We start from the raw sequence: 19,594 nt of genomic DNA, 5'->3' as shown, positions 1-19,594 counted from the left end.
TCGCGGGCAAGCCCGCTCCCACATTGGATCTGAGTGATATGCCAATTGTGTGTTCGCCAGAGATCCAATGTGGGAGCGAGCTTGCTCGCGATAGCGTCGACGCGGTCTTAAAGCTGCCCGCGCAACCCAAACCGCTTCATCAACCCGCTTTCCAGCAACCCCTTGGGCAGCAATCCTGCCAGCAGCGGCAACGCCCGACTGCCATTGCCCAAGCGCAGCAAGCGCGGCGGTTTGGGTCGCTGTATGGCTTTGAGCAGGTCAGCCGCGAACTGCGAGGCCGGGGTCGGGTTGTCCTGGGAAGCCTTGGCCCGGGCACGAATTCCCTCGCGCAACGGCCACCAGGGCGATTGTTCGCTGATCAACAGTTCGGCTTCAACACCTGCGTTCCTGGCGAAACTGGAGGCGATAGCGCCGGGCTGGACTTCCATCACCCGGATGCCGAACGGCGCCAGTTCCATGCGCAGCGCATCGCTCAGGGCATGCACCGCGGCTTTCGAGGCGCAATAAGCACCGGCGAATGGCGTGACCAATACGCCGGAGACACTGCCGATATTAATCACTAATCCCTTGGCACGACGCAGCACCGGAAACAGCGCACGGGTGACACCGACCACGGCGAACACATTGGTTTCAAACTGGCGTTGCATCGCCGCGACACCGCCGTCGAGCAACGGCCCCATGGCACCGTAACCGGCGTTGTTGATCAGGATGTCGAGGCCGCCGTATTGCTGGTTGATCCGTTCGCTCAATTGTTCGAGTGCCGGTTCATCGTTGACGTCCAGTTGCACGGCGGTGAACCCGGCTGCCGCGAGTACCGCCACATCTTCTGCCTTGCGCGCGGTGGCCAAGACCTCGAAACCGGCGTTTTTGAAGGCGTCGGCCAGGGCGCGGCCAATGCCGCTGGAACAACCGGTGATTAACGCGACGGGCATGGCGCGGTCCTTGTGCAAGAAGAAGAGGGGAAGGAGAAGCATCAGTCAGAGAAACTACCTTGCAAATGCTCGGCGCGAAACTCCAGGGTTTGCGGGCGATAGCCCGGACGCAGCGGCGGCATCGGCAAGCAGTCTTCCCACGTCGCGCCGGCCTGTAATTCGCCGGGGCCACGGTAGCGCGGTGCGGTGTATTGATTGTCCGCCAGATTGACCGTATCGCCCGGCGCATAGGCGGCGACCCGCCAGCGCAATTCAGTCAGCGGCACGTCGTTGCCGTTGTTCATCTTCAGTTCCAGCGGACGATCCGCCGGGCAGTGTTCCGGTGCGTAGGTGATGCGCAACTCCAGTCGCGCCAGTTGCTTGATCTCGCGGTTGTCCAGCCACATGACCCAGGTCGCGACCAACCCCAAGCCTATAGCCGCAGCCAGAGAGACCGGCAAGGCCTTGGCCGGGTAGCGCAGCAACAGGATCAGCCAGGTAATGACCAGCAGGACGCCGATGAACATGAAGCGAAACCTCGGGAAGGGAGACGGTCATGCTACCTAAGCGTAGATGGGATTGGCGATGGGCGGTTTGGTGAGTCCAGCATGCAGCACAGTGGGCTCTGATACACGGCTAGAGCGCCTTGAGCGGTTGCGTACTCATAGAGTGCACGATGCTGGATGTGCGCCCGGAGACTCGGAGAACTGAATGGGGGGCGCAGTGTTTGGGATGGAAAAAAACAGGAGGAACTGGCTGAACATGGGTATTTCATAGATGACATTCAGCACGTCCCCCCCTCCTCGCCAGTCTACGGCATTATATTGCAGTTAAAGTTCGCGCTAACAAAAGGAGTTACGCACTTTATAGAAATTATTAAATGACCGGCTCTCGCGGTCCTTCCATCAATTGACCACTCTATCCCGTCTTCTGTCAACTGCACGGGGGAGTTCGCACCAGGTGAAAAAACAAGCCCGTAATCATTACCGCTCGGAAGGGTTAAGATTAAATCGCGACCTATCAATGAACTACCCGGCTTGGGTGTGAATTTCATGACCTGTATTCTATCTCTGTGTAAGTCAACATATTTTTCGGCTACTATGATAGAACCATCAAGTGTCATGGTGCCCCCGTGCAAAAGGTTTATGCTAAAAGCGTGAATCGGCATTACTCTTGGTTTAAGGGGTTTTGAACACCGCCACTCCAGACGGCCTGTATCAAAAGCAGTCGCAGTGTTTATGCGCCACTCTATTCCTGATTGCGTTAAAGTTTTTGGATTTCTGAGTGGTGGTGTAGCGGTAAACCAGCCCATATTGTCAAGGTTATATGCGTTAATGTCACTGCCTATGAGGTTTGAGTTCTTTGGGGTTATCCTTAAGATATGATTTGTACTAGGTGTCGGCATTAATATTCCTTCTCCAATGGCGAATGGCTTACCATTCCAAGAAAACTCTAAGTCGGACGCCCAAGCGGAGGTGGGAGTTACTTCAACTTTGAACACGTGCTGGACATACGCATCGTCATAAGGAGACCACATTCTTACATGTATGTCGTATTCGCCAACACCATTGGGTGTGAATGTGTGCTTGCACCTGCCGTCTGCCTCGGTATGCTTTTTAATCGTTTCACCCTGCACGAACCATTCGACTTCAACACCCCCCAGCACTTTGCCAGTGTAGAAAGACGCAACGGTCACCACCAACTCTGCGACGTCTTCATTCAATACGATTGGATAATTTGGCGCAGTTGTTTTACTGAACTTAGGCCGATGGTCCCCTAACGAGACCCATATGTCATAGGGGGGGGCAGCGTATTCGTTCTGAACCCTCAGTGCGAATTCGGTATCGTTACCGTCGCTCGGACACTTGAACTTCCAGCTCGCCCCATCCTCCTCAAGCACTTGGAAGTCGCCGACCTGCGGCTCGACGGTCAGAGGTAGCGGTGGTTGCCCTGGTGCTTCATTAAGGCTGACACGTTGGTTAAGCCAAGGGTTATCAGCTTCGGCAAAAATCGTTTTTGTATGCTCACCTCCGTGGCAAAAGTACAATACTGGTGTTGACGTTGATTGTGGTTCGCGATTGTGTTTCATCGCAGGTCACTCCTGGATTGTGGGGGGAACACTGGATAAGCGGTGGTCTTGCATTTCTGATCAATGATCAGTTTTGGAGCTCATAAACTCTGTTGTCGACCTGGATTTTGCTCAATTTCAGAGAATCAAGATGCAATTGAATATTAAGGTCAGTTATGCGTAAGCCGCTAACTCCCGTCAAGTTAGAGCCATGCAGTTCAATCGTAATATCTTTGTCTGTTGAAGTGACCGTAGTGAATGTATAAGGTTCATAGCGGTTCCAATCAGCCATGGGCTTGTCAAAAATCTTGCCGCTAAGATTAATGGTGTCTTCACTTCCGTTACTGGTTTTTATCACCACTTTGGCGTTTGAACCATCACCATGGTTTTCATACTGAAAACTCAATCGATACCGGGCCTTTTCCAGCTGAGCTGGTGTGAATGGCGCGGCCTTGAATGTCTGAGAAACTGCCGCTTCCCCATTCATTAGCAAGTAATAACCATAGTCAGGATCTGTGTAGGGGCGTGCAATTCCTTTTCCATTGAAGTGTGTCCAGTGTTCCTTCCAGTCTGGGGGAAATCGGCCATCTGTAATCAAATCACGACCCGGGATTTCGTCTTCGTTCATGATACTTTTACCTCTATTGATTCAGGGTTGTTGAATGGTTAATGCAACGTTGCCACGCTCTACTATGAGTCCCCCAATTTATCCAGAACCGCGTCGGTGTAAGCCGTACCCCCGGCCTTCGCCAGATAACGCACGTGCACAATGATGTCCGTCAGGCCGTTGATCAGTTTTTCTTGTTCTTTTGACTTAGTGGGCCGCGGTAGTTGAAGTCGCCAAGTCGACACGGCGCCTGTCCCTTCAAAGGGCAGGTAGCGTTCATCACCGAAGTTCAGTTGGTGCAGGCCGGCATCATCCTGGCCGTGGCTGATCCCCACTTCCTGGTGGCTGCGCAGGTTGAGCAAAATATCGGGGGGGGCATCTGGTTCCGGTCGCCATACAGGTACTCGAGCGAGTTGATGTTGGCTTTGAGTACCGTGGTGCTGCCGGTTTGCATCAGTGTCGCATACATATTCTGGTAGGGGCCCAGCACCACCGGCAGGGACAGTGCGACGGTGGTGATCTGTCGGCAGTAATGACCGGGGTGACAGCTGTCGAACAGCTTTTGAGAGAGCTCAAAATCGAGCTTGCCTTTCTTGAGATCAGCAATCACGACGGTCCAGGTTTTAGCTGGCGTGAACTGTCCTTGCTCGAACAGGTTGCGCAGGGAGATCGTTTGGGTCAGCTCCAGTCGGCGCTCGTTACGCTCAAGGAACATGCGTTCCAGGCGTAGCAGGTCAAGCAGCATCGACCCACCTGCGCCCAGGCCGTGGTGGTTGTCTGTGCGTACGGTGGATTATTATCGCGCTGAAGAAAGCGTAGCGGCGCAAGCCCGAATTAGCCGTAGCGTGTTCGATAAGGCTGGCCGCGCCATTGAGCAATGGGACCCGCGGCTCTGGGATCTGCAAAAGGATGATCCCAATACACCGGCCAATCAGACAACGGTTTACTCACTTTCCACCAAGGCACTGAAAACGCTGAGTGTCGACGCCGGGATGCGCTTGCAATTGTTCGGCCTGGCCGAGGAACGGTTGCGAAGCTGGGACGGTCGCGGCACTCGGCAGGAGACTCAATACGATCGTCTGTTGCGACCGTTGGCCGTGTTTGAACAAGATACGTGTGCTGAACGTTTCGAATACGCTGGGCCGGATGACGCGAGTCGTGAGCGCAATCAGTGTGGTCAGTTGATTCGTCACGATGATCCCTCTGGAACGCTTTCTTTCACCGAGTTCGACATTCATGGCAACTGCATCCGGCAGGCCCGACGTTTTACGGTTGATCCGGTTCAACCGGACTGGCCGCCGTTGCCCGATGACCGTGAGCCACTGTTGGAGTCGCAGTCCTATGAAACCCTTTGGCGTTTCAACCCTCTTGACGATTTACACGAACAACGCGATGCCAAAGGTAATCGCCAGCAGCACCGTTACACCCTTGACGGCCGCGTGCGCGAAAGCCGTTTGAAACTGAACGGTGAAAGCGACTGGCACACCGTTGTCAGCGCTATCGAGTACAACGCCGAGGGCAAAATCGAGCGGCAGGTGGCCGGTAATGGCGTGATAACGACCCAGCACTATCGACCCGAAGACGGTCGGCTGATGGAGCGCAAGGATTACAACGGCAAGCTGTTGCAATGGCTGATCCATGACTATGACCGGATGGGCAATGTGTTGAGCATTACCGACGCGGCAATGCCCGTGCGTTACTTTGCCAATCAGCGTATTGATCCCGTCCGGCGGTATTGCTATGACAGCCTTTATCGATTGATAGAGGCATTCGGCTGGGAAGCGAGTGCACCCAACAAAGGGCCACACGTAGCGGTGCCGAACGATCCCGCAGCCATACGCAATTACCGGCAGACGTACGAATACGACGCTGGCGGCAATCTGCTCAAACGCACTCACGTCGGTGCTCGAAGCCTTGGGCTGGAAATGACGGCCGCGCTGTACAGCAATCGCTGTTTGCCTTTGCGCCCGGACGGCCAGCCACCGACGCAGGAGCAAATTGCGGTGGCGTTCGATGACAACGGGAACTTGCTCGAGCTGAGTTCTGCTGGCGTCATGACGTGGGATCGGCGTAATCAGTTGCTGTCGGTGTCGCCTGTAGAGCGTGACGCCGAGCCCGACGATTGCGAGGTTTATAGCTGTGACGGACACAGACAGCGTGTTCGCAAGGTTCGTTCACTGCAAACCAATGCCCGCACTGTCGTTTACGAGGTGCGCTATCTACCGGGGTTGGAGACACGCATCGACTCGGGGACGGGAGAAGCGCTGGAGGTGATGACCCTCCAGGCCGGGCTCAATAGCGTACGGGTACTGCATTGGGTCTCAATACCGCCGCGAGGCGTTGCCAACGTTCAATACCGCTACAGCCTTAGCGATCATCAGGATTCCTGCACCGTTGAGCTCGCTGGCGACGGTAGCGTCATCAGTCAGGAGGTCTTTTATTCGTATGGCGAGACGGCCTGGAGTGAGGGTATAGACAGCTATAAAACCCTTCATTATTCGGGCAAGGAACGAGACGCGACAAGACTCTGCTATTTCGGATTCAGGTATTACGCCGCATGGTTGCAGCGCTGGATCAACCCTGATCCGGGGGGCGACATCGATGGACAGAATCGATACCGGGCCATGCGCAACAATCCGTTGTTCTATCGTGATGAAGATGGTTTGGCGCCCACTCCCAATCAAGTGTCTGGGGATGCGGTTTATCACGACCTTTCTCGGGAGGGCGTGGTTCACCCCCTTCAAGCCGCTGGGATGCAGCCGATCCGTAATTATTTCGCCGGCAGCCAGGATCCAGCGACGATGGCTTACCGGCGCGAAATCCCTGTCGCGCTTGTAGAGTTGGGGGCTGACGGCAACAACGCTTTTACCAACACCCACCAGGCGCACGTGATTGCGGCGGCTAGAACGCAAACGGCTTCACCTTCCGGTGCGGTGCTGTATCACTCGGGCGAGGTGATGTCGGGTGTGTTGAACCATGTCGTGGGAGAGCAAATGACAAGCCGCATCATGGGGCCGATGTCGGTGGCCTTTAATAGTCCGGTCGAGTCGCCGCAGGTACTGGCTGATCGTCGGGAGGGTGTGGCCAACGTGATACAGATAGGTGGCAGAATGGCTTCGTATTCTCGTAACCCTGTCCTGAATGCAGCGGGTAGCGTGGCAGTGACCTATGCACGGCTGATGAGAGTTTCGGAAGCTCAGACGCAAATGCAGTACCGGCAATTGACCAGTATTAGGGCGCCGGTAGCTGAAAGTCCGTCAGCGCTTACCGTCGAGCGTTCGATGCCACGCACTCTGGTGCCTGCCCAGGTGTCGACACTTGATACCGTGCAGTCGCACTCACCGAGTCCTTTGGCAATGCGCTTACTGGTTGCAGCCTATGCCCCGACGGCTCCTGCAGATGTGCATTCGATTGTTCCCGCAGATGTACCTCCGACGCCCGTACGCAGAAGAAGCCGATCCAGCTAAAAAGCCCCCACCCAACCCACTGCGGACAGGGAACGCAGTCGGCTGGACAGGGGCTTGGTGTTTTACCCATCAATCACTGTGCGATGGTTTTCACCGAGACGCCGCGTTCAATCGGCGTAGAGCGACCATAGATATCTTCAAACCGCTCGATATCGTCCTCGCCCAGATAGCTGCCCGATTGCACTTCGATGATTTCCAGCGGGATCTTGCCCGGGTTGCGCAGGCGATGGACCGAGGCGATCGGGATGTAGGTCGACTGGTTTTCACAGAGCAGGAACACGTTTTCGTCGCAGGTCACTTCGGCGGTGCCGCTGACCACGATCCAGTGTTCGGCGCGGTGGTGGTGCATCTGCAATGACAGGCACGCGCCTGGTTTGACCGAGATGTGCTTGACCTGGAAGCGGCCGCCCATGTCCACCGAGTCGTAGGAACCCCACGGGCGGTAGACCTCGCAATGGTTCTGGGTTTCGCTGCGGCCCTGTTCGTTGAGGGTGTTGACCATCTGCTTGACGCCTTGGACCTTGTCCTTGTGAGCGATCATCATGGCGTCCTTGGTTTCGACCACCACGATGTTCTCAAGGCCAATCACCGACACCAGTTTGCCGTTGCCGTGGATCATGCAGTTGCGGCTGTCCTGGATCACCACGTCGCCTTTGGTGACGTTGCCGTTGGCGTCTTTTTCATGCACGTCCCACAGCGACGACCAGCAACCGACATCGCTCCAGCCAGCGGACAGCGGCACCACGCAGGCGCGTCGGGTTTTTTCCATCACCGCGTAGTCGATGGAGTTATCCGGGCAGCAGGCGAAGGTGGCTTCGTCGAAGGTGATGGTGTCGGCGTCCTGTTCGCTGCGCTCCAGGGTCAGCAGGCAGGTGTCGTAGATATCCGGATCGTGTTTTTTCAGCTCTTCGAGGAAACGGCTGGCGCGGAACAGGAACATGCCGCTGTTCCAGAAGTAACCGCCGGCCTCGACGAACTCGGTGGCGCGTTTCACGTCGGGTTTTTCAACGAAGTGCGAAACCCGGCTGACGCCTTCGGGCAGCAAGGCATCGTTGGCGGACTTGATGTAGCCGTAACCGGTTTCCGGTTTGGTTGCCGGTACGCCGAACAGCACCATTTCACCGCGCTCGGCGGCAATGGTGGCCAAGGCCAGGGCGCGTTGCAGGGCTTTCTGGTCTTCCAGCACGTGGTCGGCCGGCAGCACCAGCATCAGTTCGTCACGACCTTCATTGACCAGCATCATCGCGGTCATGGCCACCGCCGGCGCGGTGTTACGGCCGAAGGGTTCCATGAGGATGCGCTGGGCTTCCAGTTTACGATTGCTCAGTTGTTCGTTGACGATGAAACGGTGGTCCTTGTTGCAGACCACGATCGGGCTGTCCATGCCTTCGAACACCAGACGTTCGAGGGTTTGCTGGAACAGCGTTTGTTCCCCCGTCAGGGCGAGGAATTGCTTGGGGAACTGCTTGCGCGAAAGCGGCCAAAGACGTGAGCCGCTACCACCTGACAAGATCACTGGAATCATGGTGTTACTCCTTGAAAATCGTAATGGGTTAGAGCGACGAAGTTTTGTCGTTTCACTCTTGTTCTTATTCCGTGCCGGGCCGGCATACACAGTCCCCGTAGCAGCTGGCGTAGCCTGCGTTCGGCCGCGCAGCGGTCGTAAATTCTGACAACTCGGTCTTACTGAATGACCGCATTCACCGGAATTACGACTGCTGCGCAGTCGAACGCAGCCTCGCAGGCTCGGCAGCTGCTACAGGGATCTCGTGTGACGCCCCGATAATTTCATTAGCGCGTCGAGACCGGGCGTTTTACCCAGACTGGCGACAGGCTGCTGCCGTTGCCGGTGACGTAGAGCACTGCGGCTTCACCGCGCTCCAGGGCGACCGGTTTCACGTCGCTGACTTTCTTGTCGCCATCGAACAGCGCCAGGCTGACTTTCACCGGGTTGATTTCACGCTCGCCACGGCTCTTGGCCGCGACGGCCTGAACCACTTCGGTCTTGCCGTCGGCAGTCTTCAGGGTCAGCGCCTTGTCGCTGAGGTTCTGCACGCGGACCAGGGATTTCTGCTTGTTCTTGAACGGTGGTTCTTCGATCAGTAGCGGCTGGCCGCTGGCGTTGTTGACCAGGGTGTAATAGTGGTCGGCGGCGAGCTTCAGCGGCACGCTCTGGCTACCGACCTTGGCGCTGTAGTCGCCACCGGGCATGAAGCTGAAGTCACTGCTGCCCAGCGGCGCGACATCGCTGATAGCGGTGCTGCCGACACTGGCGCTGACTTCGGCGTTACTCGCGTTGTAGATCCGCACAAAGGTCGAACCTTTCGGCGCGACTGGGCCGTAGAGCGCCGCGTCGCCACCGGCGAACGCCTGCATCGACAGCAGGCTGACACCGGCAACCAGTGCAAAAGTCTTGGCGAGACGACGAGGATTGGTAGTGAAAGTCATAGGAGTTACCTCTTTCAGTTTTGCGCCCGGTCGGGCGTCTCGGATTTGCGGTTAATCGCTAGGTTTTGCTGACGAGCACCGGCTTGTTTGAGCTCTGCGACCCACTGCGGGTCGGCGTCGCCGATTTCGTTGTTCACAGGCAGATAACGTTCAGGAAACTCCCAGATCAGCACCTGTGGCGGGCTGTTCTTGAAGGCATCGCTGTTCAGGTAGCTGAGCATCGGCAGGATCGGGCCATGGCCGTCTTCGGCGTAATTGACCACGTCGCTGTGCAGCGCTTGCTTGAGCGCGCCGACGAAGTTCCAGTTCGGGTTGGCGCTGTAGCTGGTGCCGATCAGCGCCACCGGCACTTCGTTGTCGGCGAACAGCGCGTCGTCACCGGCAGGCTGGTCTTCAACCGCGTGGGTGTTGCGCTTTTGCAGGGGCTCTGGCGCCGGCATCAGGTTTTCGAACAATGGGTCCAGCGGCAGGAACAACCGCAGGTCGCCCTTGTGGCTGATTTGTTCCGCCGCCTCAGTGACAAAGCGCTGCGGCTGGCCGCTGAGCGGGGTTTTGTCGGCGATGGTTTTGGCCAGTTGTTCGGCGGCGATTTGCGCGCCCTCTGGCGTCCAGTGCGTGTCGGTGCGGAGGAACACTTGCTGACCGTTCTGCTTGGCTTTTTGCAGCGGGCCGAGCAGGTCAGGGGCGAGGATCTTGTCGGCGGCGACACGGGCGTGAAAATCCTTGTAGAGGTCGGCGTGAATGCGCGCCGGTTTCACTTCACCCAGGTGTTCCGGGTACAGGCGAGTCTTGGCCGGGACAATCGCCATCACCAGTTGCACGCCCTTGGCCTTCAAGGTTTGGCGCACGCCTTCGACCAGCGCGTAGTTGCCTTGCAGGTTCAGTTCTTCGTTGACCACCGGGTTGAATTCTTCATCGCTGTACAACCACTGATCGCGACCGAGCACTACGCCCGGACGACCTTCGTTGAACAGTTTGAAATCAAGTAGCGCCCAGAGGTTGGTGCCCAGGCGTTTGATCGGGAAATGGTCGTCGTAGTGGGTCTCTACGGCTTTGCTCCAGCGACCGTTGAGCACCGTTGCGTCGGCGTTGGTGTTGAAACCAAAGAAGCTGCGCACCGACCACAGGCCCAGGACCAACAGGGTCACCAGGAACAGGGCGATGTAGAACAGACGTAATGAGCGGGTCATGGTCAGATCCCTCAGAACTGGAAGTAAAGGAATGGCGAGAAGCTTTGCGCCGAGAGTTTCAGGATCGAAGCGATGAACAGCAGCAGCACCAGCGCACGCATGGCATAACGCGGCCAGTCCGCGACCCAACTGGCCGCCAACACCTGGGCATCGCCGCTGACAGGGTTGTTCGCCGTGGCGTCGAGCCGCACCTCAGACCGGTTGCGGTAAAAGTCCCGCAGGCCGAAGAACGCCAGCGTGGCGTACGCCACCGCCAGGGTTGCGACTTGCAGGCCGGTGAGGCTGGCGCGGTTGAGTTCCGACAGCGACCACTCGCTGAAGCTGAACATCGCGCCATACATGCGAGCAGCAACGTGCAGGTTCTCCGCGCGGAAAATCACCCAGCCCATCACCACCAGCAGGAAGGTCAGCGCCCAGCGGGTCGGGTTGAAACTGCGGGGCGAGGTGTTCAGGCCGATGGCTTTTTCAATCGCCAGCCACATGCCGTGCCAGGCACCCCAGACGATGTAGGTGATGTTCGCGCCGTGCCACAGACCACCGAGCAGCATGGTCAGGAACAGATTGCGGTAAGTGATCAGCGTGCCTTTACGGTTACCGCCCAGCGTGATGTAGAGGTAGTCGCGCAACCAGGTCGACAGGCTGATGTGCCAGCGGCGCCAGAACTCGGTGATTGACTGGCTGATGTACGGCTGCTTGAAGTTTTCCATGAAGCGGAAACCCATCATCAAGCCCAGGCCGATGGCCATGTCGCTGTAGCCGGAGAAGTCGAAATACAGCTGCGCGGTGTAGGCCAGCGCGCCGAGCCAGGCGTCACCCGTGGTCGGGTTTTGCAGGGCGAAGCAATGGTCGGCGACCACCGCCAGGGTGTCGGCGATAAAGACTTTCTTGACGAAACCCTGCATGAACCGCGTGCAGCCCTCGGAGAATTTATCGAGGGTGTGGGTGCGGTTATTGAACTGATCGGCGAGGTCGCGAAAGCGCAACACCGGGCCGGCGATCAGGTGCGGGAAGATCGCCACGAACGCCGCGAAGTCGATCAGGTTGCGGGTCGCCGGGGTGTCGCCACGGTAGACGTCGATGATGTAGCTGATGGACTCGAAGATGTAGAACGAGATACCGATCGGTAACAGCACGTGGGTCAGGATGAACGGCGACAGGCCCATGGAGGTCATGATCGCGTTGAGGCTGTCGACCCCGAAGTTGGCGTACTTGAAGTAGCCGAGGATGCACAGGTCCACCGCCACGCCGAGCAACAGCCAGTGCTGCGCCGGTTTGGTCCGCACGCCGGCGGCACCGACTTTCAGGCCGATCCAGTAGTTCCACAACGTGACGCCGGCGAACAGTGCCAGGAAGTCCACGCGCCACCAGGCATAAAACACATAGCTGGCGATCAGTAGCAGCAGGTTGCGATAGCGTTGCCCGCTCAAGTAGTACAAGCCGAGAAAGATCGGCAAGAACAAAAACAGGAACACGTTGGATGAAAACACCATCCTGATCTCTCCTTGTGTAACCAACAGTCAAGGGCCAACGGCCCCCCCAAACCCCCCACGATATCCGGGGGGATGTACTGCATTCAGTGTGGGAGCGAGCTTGCTCGCGATGACGGTGTGTCAGTCGACATCAATGGTGAATGTCAGACCGCAATCGCGAGCAAGCTCGCTCCCACAAGGGTTCCCTGCTTTACAGGGAGTTATGCGTTAGTTGCCCTTGTTGCCCTTTTCGTGTGCCGGGTCGTAGACCTTGGTCAGGTCGCCCCCGAGTCGAAAACTCTTGAACGGCTGCATCGCATGCTTGCGTTCCAGCACATCGGCCGGGCAGGTGTAGAGCGTGCAGAAGGGTTCGAGCCAGGCGAATTTCGAGTCGACTTTGAGGTCGGTCATGTCCTGTTCCTTGCCGTTCTTCTGCTCGAACGTTTGCGGGTCTTTCACCCCGGCGAGCACCCGGTCACCGAGACGTTTCAGTGCGCCATTGTTTTCCTGGCGCAAGTCGACACCGTTGGCCTGAGCAAAACTGGCGATCATCGCCAGCGGTGGCAGGGCGTAGTTGTGATAGGCCAGCGCCCGTTGCTGGCGCTTGAGTTCGTTGGGCAAGAAACCCTGGGCGTCGACCTGATTGGCGCCGACCTTGTATTCCTTCACGGCCCAGTCGAACAGGTCGCGGCGGTTGGTCGCGACCGACGTCGCCATCACCGACCAGGCAGCCCAGTACGAATGGTTGTTGGTTTGCTCGAGCGGCAGGTTGTCCCAGTCACTGACCACCTGATCGGCCATCTTGCTGAACCAGGCCTCGATCACTTGGGTTTCCTGCTGATGCGTCGCCAGCGGATGGGAGTCGGAGAACTTCAGGCGGATGTAGGCCGAAGCCATGCTGCCCAGTGCCCATTTGCGCATCGACTTGCCGGTGTGGTTGAAGTCCCTGGACATCAACGCATCGGCCTTGGCCCAGGCGGTGAGCCAGTTGAGCGTGCATTCCAGCCGTTCCGGACGACCGTCGCGCATGAACTGCATCACCCGTTTGCTGGTGCCGCGCTCGAGTGTGGTGATGTCGGACGTGGTGTCGCGAAAGGCTTTTTCCGACGCGACGTTCAGGGTCGACCGGGACTTGTCTGAGCCTTCGTATTTGCTGCGAAATTGCAGGGCGCCGGTGTACGGCGTCGGCGTCGCATCACAGCTTTCGCTGTTGTCGCCGTTCTTGAATTTATCCACAGGCGCAAAATAACCCTGCGGCGGGCGCAGCGGCGTGGCGGCGTGGGTCGCCCCGGCGAACATCGCCAGGCTCAGGAGCGAAGGAGCAAGCAGGGTTTTCAGTTTCGAGTTTCGCATGACTGACCTCATTGCCCGACCTGAGCGGTACGTTGCTCAGCGCCCGGGAACACGTTGCGTTTGCAGATTTTCGCTTCGACTTTTTGTGGCGCAGCACCCGCTTCCGGGCCCTGGATTTCGACCGCCAGCAGGTTCTGCGTGGCCCAGTCTTCATCGGTGCGCAATTCAAAGGCGAAACGCCCGTCGGTATCTGCGGTGTGGGGTTTATCGATCTTGATATCTTCGTGGCGACCGTTCATGTACCAGAGGGTGGCTTGCAGGGTTTTCACCGACGGATCGGCGAAGCGGATGTCGACCTGATGGTCGCTGTTGCGCAGGTCCATGTTCTTGCTGTTGACCATCAACTCGTTTTTGCCCGGCTTCAGCGTGGTGCTGCCGGACATCCGTGGCTCTTTGCCTTCGCAGCCGTTATCGAGCAGCGCCATCATCTGGCGGTAGATGGTTTGCTGGTCGAGGCGATAGAGCGGCGAGAATTCCCAGATGAGGATTTTCGGCGGCTTCTTCTGGAAGTCTTCACTGCCCAGGTACTGCAGCATCGAACCTTCCAGACCACCGCCGGGGAAGGAGACGTTCAGGATGTCGGCACCGATGGCCTCTTCGAGGAACCCGGCGAAGTTGTAGTTCTTGCCACTGTGACTGGTGCCGACCAGGGTAATTTCCGGGTTGCCGGAATCGCCGAACAGGTCGCCGTCTGCTGCTTCACCCTTAGGCTCGGTGGTGAACTGGTCCATGTACTGGATCGCGTAACTGGTACCGCAGAGCTGCCCGGCCATGTTGTGCAGGGTGCCGGTCTTGCCCATGCGCCCGGACCGCTTGGTCTCGAATTCGCGCTTGGGAATGCCGGCGAAGGCCGGGAGCTGCTTGACCTTCTCGGCAACGATTTTCGCCGTGCGCTGGGCACCGTAAGGCGTCCAGTGCTGGTCGCCACGGAAGTAGAAATCGTGGGCGGGCAGGGTGTCTGGCAGCGATTCGTTGGTCAGCGGCGACAGGTCCGGCACCACGTAGCCCATTTCGGCGAAACGCCCGAGCATGCCCTGGTAGTTTTTCAGCGCCTTGTCGTAGTCGAACGCGGCTTTCTCTTGCGGGTTGAGCTTGTTGCGGTTCACCAGTCCACGGGTTGGCTGATACACCACCACCAATTCAACACCCTTGCTCTTGAAGGCGTCATGCAGTTGCTTGAGCCGGCGATAGCCTTCGGGCGTGGTGTTGAATTCGGTGCGCAGGTCTTCCTGGGTGCGGAACAACCAGTCGCCTTGCGCTTGCACCAGGGTGGTGAAGTTTTGCTGATAACGCGTGGTGTAGTTCTTCGCGTCGTGCGCTTCCGGGCACAGGTTGCAGCAGGGTTCGGCGCTGAAGCTCGGCGCCTTGGCGTCGTCTGCATTCGCCGCATCACTGGCGGCAAACATTGCGGCAGTCAGGCCGGCGAGGCTGAACAGTTTGATCAAATGGGGTTTCATGAAAGTCATCCTCAGTCGCGCATTTCGGTCTGGCGTTCGACGGGGTCGATCAGCACGGCTTTCTGTTGGCGCACCAGCAGGTCGAGAATTTCATCCTGGCGTTCGCCAAGGATCCCCGAGAAGCTGATGCCGCTGGATTTGGTCGGGGCGAGCATCGACACCCGGTACAGCTCGACACTCAATGGCGAGTCGATGGACAGCGGTCCGCTGCCGTTGGCCGCCAGTTCGCCACCGACGACGATCAGCGAGACCTCGGCATCGAACGGGTCGAGCTTGATGTCGCGGTCGGTGTCGGTGAGGTCCTTGATGTGCCCGTAGACCCCGGTCAGGCCGTTGTTCATGGCGACGTTTTCGTAGAGGCGAATGTTCACGCTGTTACGAATGCGGATGCCGTGGCGCTGGTTGCTGATCACCTTGTTGCCCCACAGCAGGTTGTCGGCACTCTCGTAGAGGGTGATGCCGTCGGTGTGGTTGCGGTAGATCTCGTTGTAGGCGATCAGGTTGTTGACGCTGTTACGGTCGATCACCAGCCCCGAGAGGTGGTTGTCGTAACTGCGGTTGTTGAAGATGAAGCTGTCGTTCACTTCGCGGGAAATGATGATGCCGTGCTTCTTCTTCGTTCCATGCACCGTGTTGTCGGCGATGATCAAGCCGTGGGAACGGTCGTGGGGGTCGATGCCGTAGACGATGTTGTCGCGGTAGGTGTTGCCCTTGACCACGAAGTCGCGGGTTTCATAGCAGTAGAAGCCGTACCACATGTCCGAGAACTCGGAGCCGATGATCCAGCCGGTCGGTTCCGGGCGCTTGAGCACCTTGGCCATGTTCGGCGTGTACTGGGAAATACTCACGCCGTAGGACTTACTGTTGGAGTAACCGAAACTGGCCAGCTTGCTGTTGACGATGTAGGTCTGTGTGCCGCCCCAGGCCAGCAGGAACGGACGGAAATCCTTGGGCGAACGGAAGGTCGCCGGGCCATTGTCCTTCTCGCGCCAGCCAGTGATTTTGCTGTCACGCACAAACAGCTGGCCGTCGTTGACCATGAATGAACCGGCCTCTTCGGACAGACGCAACTCCTGGGTCTGTTGGTCGATTTCGAGGATGCCTTTTTGCCCGACCACAATCGGCAGCCTGGCGAGGAACACGCCCGGTGAGGTCTCGCTGAAGTATTGCTTGGGCAGCTTCTGAGTCAGGTCCTTGAGGTTGACGTAACCGTCGTCGATGAAGATCGCCTGAGGAATGCCGTGTTGACGCACCACCCATTCAGCCATCTTGTTATCGCCGCCGATGAAGTCCTTCAAGGCGTCTTCCTGCATCATCCGGCGCACGCTGACTTTGCCGGCCTTGCTGCGCACGATCTTCGCCGCGACGGCTTGCGCGGTGTAGCCGGACAGGTCGGGCAGTTTTGGTGCCGCGAGTTCCAGCGATGCGGTCGGCGCGCTGCTGACGGTGTAGGTCTTGGCCTGTTGCAGTCCTTTGGCCACAGTCACTTGCTGCCCTTTTGGCACCGGTGCTGGCGGCTCGACGTTGGCGAAAACCGCTGAGCTCGCCAGCAGCATCGCGGCGGCCAACAGGCTGAGCGAGCCTTTGAGCGCTGGGTGATTCATCTGGGGCACTCCCTTGGCGGCTCGCATCAGAAGCGCCAGATCACGTCGATGAACGCACGGTGCATGTACGAGTCGACCTGTTTGCCGTAGGCGTCACCCGGCTTGAACACACCGCCACGAAAGCGCACCAGCGCCGAGGGCTCATCGATCGACTGACTCAGGCCGGCCGGCAACAGGCCCTGCTTGAAGTACTTGGTGACCACCAGATCCACTTCCTGGCCGAGGTCAGTCTTGCCGTCTACCAGCGGCAACGAGGTGCTGGACAGCAGCGCGCCGGTGACGTCGTCGTAGTTGTTTTCTACCGCGTTGATGCCGTTGCTGCCGACCGGCTTGTTGCCGTCGACACGCCAGAATTTGTGGTAGACCAGGCTGGCGTCGTAATCGTCCTGCAGCATCCAGGAACCGAACAGCGTGGCGCTCTGCATGTTGTTCATGTCGCTACGGAAGGCCTCGCCAAAGCGGTGAACCCGCGAGCGCGTGCCGGTGTAGTTCGAACGGTTACTCTGCAGGCCGTTTTGCTCGTAGTCCGCGCTGGCACGGGCGTAGGCCGCGCCGACTTGCCATTGCGGATCGAGGCGCAGACGCACGCCCAGGTCCGTGGCCCAACCGCTGACGTCAGCGCTTTTTGAGGCATCGATCGGGCGGCTGCCATCGGCGTTCAATGGGTTGACGGTGTCACGGTTGCCGCTCATGCCGGTGAGGCTGGCCCAGTAGTTGACCGTGTTGGTGTTGCGCCAGTTGTAGGCGTCACTGTTGGCTTCCACGCCGAGCCAGCTCAGGTCGCCGTTCTGTTTCTTGGCGAGCGAGTCGGGGGCTTCGCCGGGTGTCGGGTAGTCGAGCTTGCCGGAATCATGGGTGTGATGGGCACGCACGCCGACCCACTGACCGGGCGTCCATTGGGTCGCGATATCGCCGAACACGTGCAGGCGATCCTTGTCCTTGGGCGCGAGTTCAGTGAGGTCGGTGCGGTACTCGCTGAAGCGTTCGGCGACGCCGACGTTGGCCCGCAACAGGGTGGTGTCGAAGGTCCAGTTCAGCGCTTCGATGTTGGTGTCGCGCCATTGGCCGTCGTCGTTGCGCAGGCGTTGGCGACCGAGTTTCAGCTGCTCGCCGGGGTAGGGCGTCAGGCCGCTGTAACCGATCCAGAACTCGCGCATTGCCAGGTAGTTTTTCTTGCTCTGGCGACCGTTGTTGCCGCTGCTCTGAGCGCCTTGCGTGTCGGACTGCAAGGTGTCGGTTTCGATGATATCGGTCGAGGTCACGGCCTGGCCCATGGCGTAGGCGCTCCAGTTGCCGCTTTCACCGTAAACCCATGGACGCAGGTCCAGGGCAACGCCATTGACGTCGCCGCCGGGCAGGGTGCCGAGGTCGCTGTCGTCTTCGGACTGGCCGGTGACTTTCATTTCCAGGCCGTAGTTCTTGGTGTCAGTCATTGCTGCCAGTGTCGGGCAGGACCACAACAGGGCGAAGGACAGGCCGATTCCGGCTTGAACGAATGGATTGAGCTTCATAGGGATTCCTCGCCGTCTTTTTCTTGCAGGGCCTCGACTTGCAACGTGCTATGGCTCAAGGCGCCACGTGTGGCCTGTTCCTGTTTCAACAGGCGTTGGGCCTCGGCCAGTTGCGCAGGCGGCAATTGGGCTTCGAGTGTTTGCGCCAGCTCGGTGGCTTGCGGGGTGTTTTGTGTCTTGGCCAATTGGCTGAAGACATAGGCGTTCAGCGGGTTGGGCTGGGTGCCCTTGCCTTGGGAAAACAACTGGGCGATGGCGAAGTCGGCACTGTTCTGGCCATTGCGCGCAGCGGTCAGCAAGTGGTCCAGGGCTTTTTGCGAATAGACCTTGCCCAGGTAGCCACGGCGGTAGATCTGGCCGAGGTAGTAATCGGCGGCGACTTCCTTGCCCACGGCTTTCTGGAAGTGTTGCTCGGCGACCTTGGCGTCGGCCGGCACCCATTTGCCTTCGTAGTAGAGCTTGCCCAGCAACAGTTCGGCGCGCGGTTGATCGGCGGCGCGGCCGTTTTCGAGGTATTCCATCATCTTGGCGACGTCACCCAGTTCGGGGAAGTCGTAGAGCAACTGCGCCAGGCTGACCCAGGACGCCGGGTAGCCGGGGGCGATTTGCTCGAGCATGGTTTGCGCGGTTTTTTCGTCCGGTTTGCCAAGGCTGGCATCGCCGAGCACGCGGGCCACGCTGTCCATGCGTTGGGCGGAAACTTTGCCAAGGCTGTAACCGGCTTGCAGTTGCTTGAGCAGTTGCGCCTGTTGTTCCGGCTGGGCACGTTTCTGATAGACCGTGGCCAGCTCGACGTAGCAGATGTCAGTGGTGTTCAGCGACGCTTTGCAGATGCGCTCGACGTCATCCAGGTGCTGGTCGTAAGTGCCTTGCGTGCGATACAGCAGCACTTGCGCCAGACCGGCTTCCGGGTAGCGGGCGGCGCGCCATTGGTTAATCTGCTGCTGGGCGTTGATGTTCGGGAAACTGTGGGGATATTGCAGGTACAGCATGGCCAACGGAATCAGGGTGTTGCCCTCGCCATTGGCAAAGGCTTTCTTCAGCAGACCTTCGGCCTCGTGCTGCTCGGCTTCGGTCGATCCCGGTTTGGCCACCAGCAGACGACCCAGGCGCGCTTGCGCTCGCGGCGAGGTATCGGCGGCAGCACGGTAGGTCGCTTCGGCGGCTTTGATCTGCGCCGGGTCGCGGCTTTCCACCTGAATATCGGCTAGCCCGACCTGTGCTTCGCTGTAACCCAGGTCGGCCAGTTGTTTGTAGTTCTGCTGCGCGAGCGCGGTGTCGCCGCGCTTCAGGGCTTCATTGGCCAGACGCTGGTCGGGCAGGCCGGCGCAACCGCTGAGGCTGACTGCCAACGCCAGTGCGCAGAACGCATGACCCATGTGGGAGCGAGCTTGCTCGCGATGCGGCTGACGCGGTTCGTCTGAGGCCCCGCAGTGATCCCATCGCGAGCAAGCTCGCTCCCACAGGGATTGCGGTGTGTTGAGGATAGGTGGAGTGGTCACAGGCATG

Annotated in this window: 16 protein-coding genes; 1 reads left to right on the top strand and 15 read right to left on the bottom strand. The window is 58.7% G+C overall.

The features are described 5' to 3' along the window. Nucleotides 1-107: 107 nt before the first annotated feature. The 6 genes from AC1DIG_RS12930 to AC1DIG_RS12905 all read right to left on the bottom strand — a co-directional run bounded on the left by AC1DIG_RS12930 (nucleotide 108) and on the right by AC1DIG_RS12905 (nucleotide 4,331). Nucleotides 108-932: an SDR family oxidoreductase gene (locus AC1DIG_RS12930; protein ID WP_477767623.1), complete on the bottom strand. Its 825-nt coding sequence runs from the start codon at nucleotides 930-932 to the stop codon at nucleotides 108-110. A 41-nt stretch (nucleotides 933-973) separates the two neighbouring features. Continuing rightward, nucleotides 974-1,438, bottom strand: a complete 465-nt coding sequence (locus AC1DIG_RS12925; RefSeq protein ID WP_477767622.1) for a multidrug transporter — start codon at nucleotides 1,436-1,438, stop codon at nucleotides 974-976. A gap of 284 nt (nucleotides 1,439-1,722) precedes the next feature. After that, nucleotides 1,723-3,000 carry a hypothetical protein gene (locus tag AC1DIG_RS12920; RefSeq protein WP_477767621.1) on the bottom strand — a complete coding sequence of 426 codons (1,278 nt, stop codon included), beginning with the start codon at nucleotides 2,998-3,000 and terminating at the stop codon, nucleotides 1,723-1,725. A 67-nt stretch (nucleotides 3,001-3,067) separates the two neighbouring features. Continuing rightward, entirely contained in the window at nucleotides 3,068-3,607 is a 540-nt protein-coding gene (locus AC1DIG_RS12915) for a hypothetical protein (RefSeq protein WP_477767620.1), read from the bottom strand. A 62-nt stretch (nucleotides 3,608-3,669) separates the two neighbouring features. Next, nucleotides 3,670-3,921 carry a Tc toxin subunit A-related protein gene (locus AC1DIG_RS12910; protein ID WP_477767619.1) on the bottom strand — a complete coding sequence of 84 codons (252 nt, stop codon included), beginning with the start codon at nucleotides 3,919-3,921 and terminating at the stop codon, nucleotides 3,670-3,672. Next, a complete protein-coding gene (locus tag AC1DIG_RS12905) occupies nucleotides 3,876-4,331 on the bottom strand; it encodes a Tc toxin subunit A-related protein (RefSeq protein WP_477767618.1) in 456 nt (151 codons plus the stop codon). The genes AC1DIG_RS12910 and AC1DIG_RS12905 overlap by 46 nt, the downstream gene beginning before the upstream one ends. Nucleotides 4,332-4,365: 34 nt before the next feature. Between AC1DIG_RS12905 and AC1DIG_RS12900 the strand changes: the two genes are divergently transcribed. After that, nucleotides 4,366-7,053, top strand: a complete 2,688-nt coding sequence (locus AC1DIG_RS12900) for an RHS repeat domain-containing protein (protein ID WP_477767617.1) — start codon at nucleotides 4,366-4,368, stop codon at nucleotides 7,051-7,053. A 73-nt stretch (nucleotides 7,054-7,126) separates the two neighbouring features. On the opposite strand, the gene AC1DIG_RS12895 is transcribed toward AC1DIG_RS12900, so the two are convergent. From AC1DIG_RS12895 to algK, 9 genes are all read right to left on the bottom strand, one after another. Continuing rightward, on the bottom strand, nucleotides 7,127-8,578 hold the full coding sequence (locus tag AC1DIG_RS12895; protein WP_477767616.1) for a mannose-1-phosphate guanylyltransferase/mannose-6-phosphate isomerase: 1,452 nt from the start codon (nucleotides 8,576-8,578) through the stop codon (nucleotides 7,127-7,129). Between the two features lie 266 nt (nucleotides 8,579-8,844). Then, complete coding sequence (locus AC1DIG_RS12890) at nucleotides 8,845-9,501, bottom strand: alginate O-acetyltransferase AlgF (RefSeq protein WP_477767615.1); 657 nt, start codon at nucleotides 9,499-9,501, stop codon at nucleotides 8,845-8,847. Between the two features lie 14 nt (nucleotides 9,502-9,515). Next, on the bottom strand, nucleotides 9,516-10,691 hold the full coding sequence (locus AC1DIG_RS12885; protein WP_477767614.1) for an alginate O-acetyltransferase: 1,176 nt from the start codon (nucleotides 10,689-10,691) through the stop codon (nucleotides 9,516-9,518). 11 nt (nucleotides 10,692-10,702) lie between these two features. Next, nucleotides 10,703-12,181 carry an MBOAT family O-acyltransferase gene (locus tag AC1DIG_RS12880; RefSeq protein ID WP_477767613.1) on the bottom strand — a complete coding sequence of 493 codons (1,479 nt, stop codon included), beginning with the start codon at nucleotides 12,179-12,181 and terminating at the stop codon, nucleotides 10,703-10,705. A gap of 207 nt (nucleotides 12,182-12,388) precedes the next feature. Continuing rightward, nucleotides 12,389-13,513, bottom strand: a complete 1,125-nt coding sequence (locus AC1DIG_RS12875) for a mannuronate-specific alginate lyase (RefSeq protein ID WP_477767612.1) — start codon at nucleotides 13,511-13,513, stop codon at nucleotides 12,389-12,391. An 8-nt stretch (nucleotides 13,514-13,521) separates the two neighbouring features. Further along, nucleotides 13,522-14,970 carry an alginate O-acetyltransferase gene (locus tag AC1DIG_RS12870; RefSeq protein WP_477767611.1) on the bottom strand — a complete coding sequence of 483 codons (1,449 nt, stop codon included), beginning with the start codon at nucleotides 14,968-14,970 and terminating at the stop codon, nucleotides 13,522-13,524. An 11-nt stretch (nucleotides 14,971-14,981) separates the two neighbouring features. Further along, on the bottom strand, nucleotides 14,982-16,574 hold the full coding sequence (gene algG / locus AC1DIG_RS12865; protein ID WP_477767610.1) for a mannuronan 5-epimerase AlgG: 1,593 nt from the start codon (nucleotides 16,572-16,574) through the stop codon (nucleotides 14,982-14,984). 26 nt (nucleotides 16,575-16,600) lie between these two features. Beyond that, on the bottom strand, nucleotides 16,601-18,085 hold the full coding sequence (locus AC1DIG_RS12860; RefSeq protein WP_477767609.1) for an alginate export family protein: 1,485 nt from the start codon (nucleotides 18,083-18,085) through the stop codon (nucleotides 16,601-16,603). Continuing rightward, nucleotides 18,082-19,593 (bottom strand): alginate biosynthesis TPR repeat lipoprotein AlgK, encoded by a 1,512-nt coding sequence (gene algK / locus AC1DIG_RS12855; RefSeq protein WP_477767608.1) that lies wholly within the window; start codon nucleotides 19,591-19,593, stop codon nucleotides 18,082-18,084. Before algK ends, AC1DIG_RS12860 begins: the two co-directional genes overlap by 4 nt. Nucleotide 19,594 lies beyond the last annotated feature (1 nt).

Source organism: Pseudomonas sp. 05N431 (genome assembly GCF_056397005.1).
The sequence above is the reverse complement of the archived record's forward strand: the minus strand, read 5'-3'. Positions and strand labels throughout refer to the sequence as shown.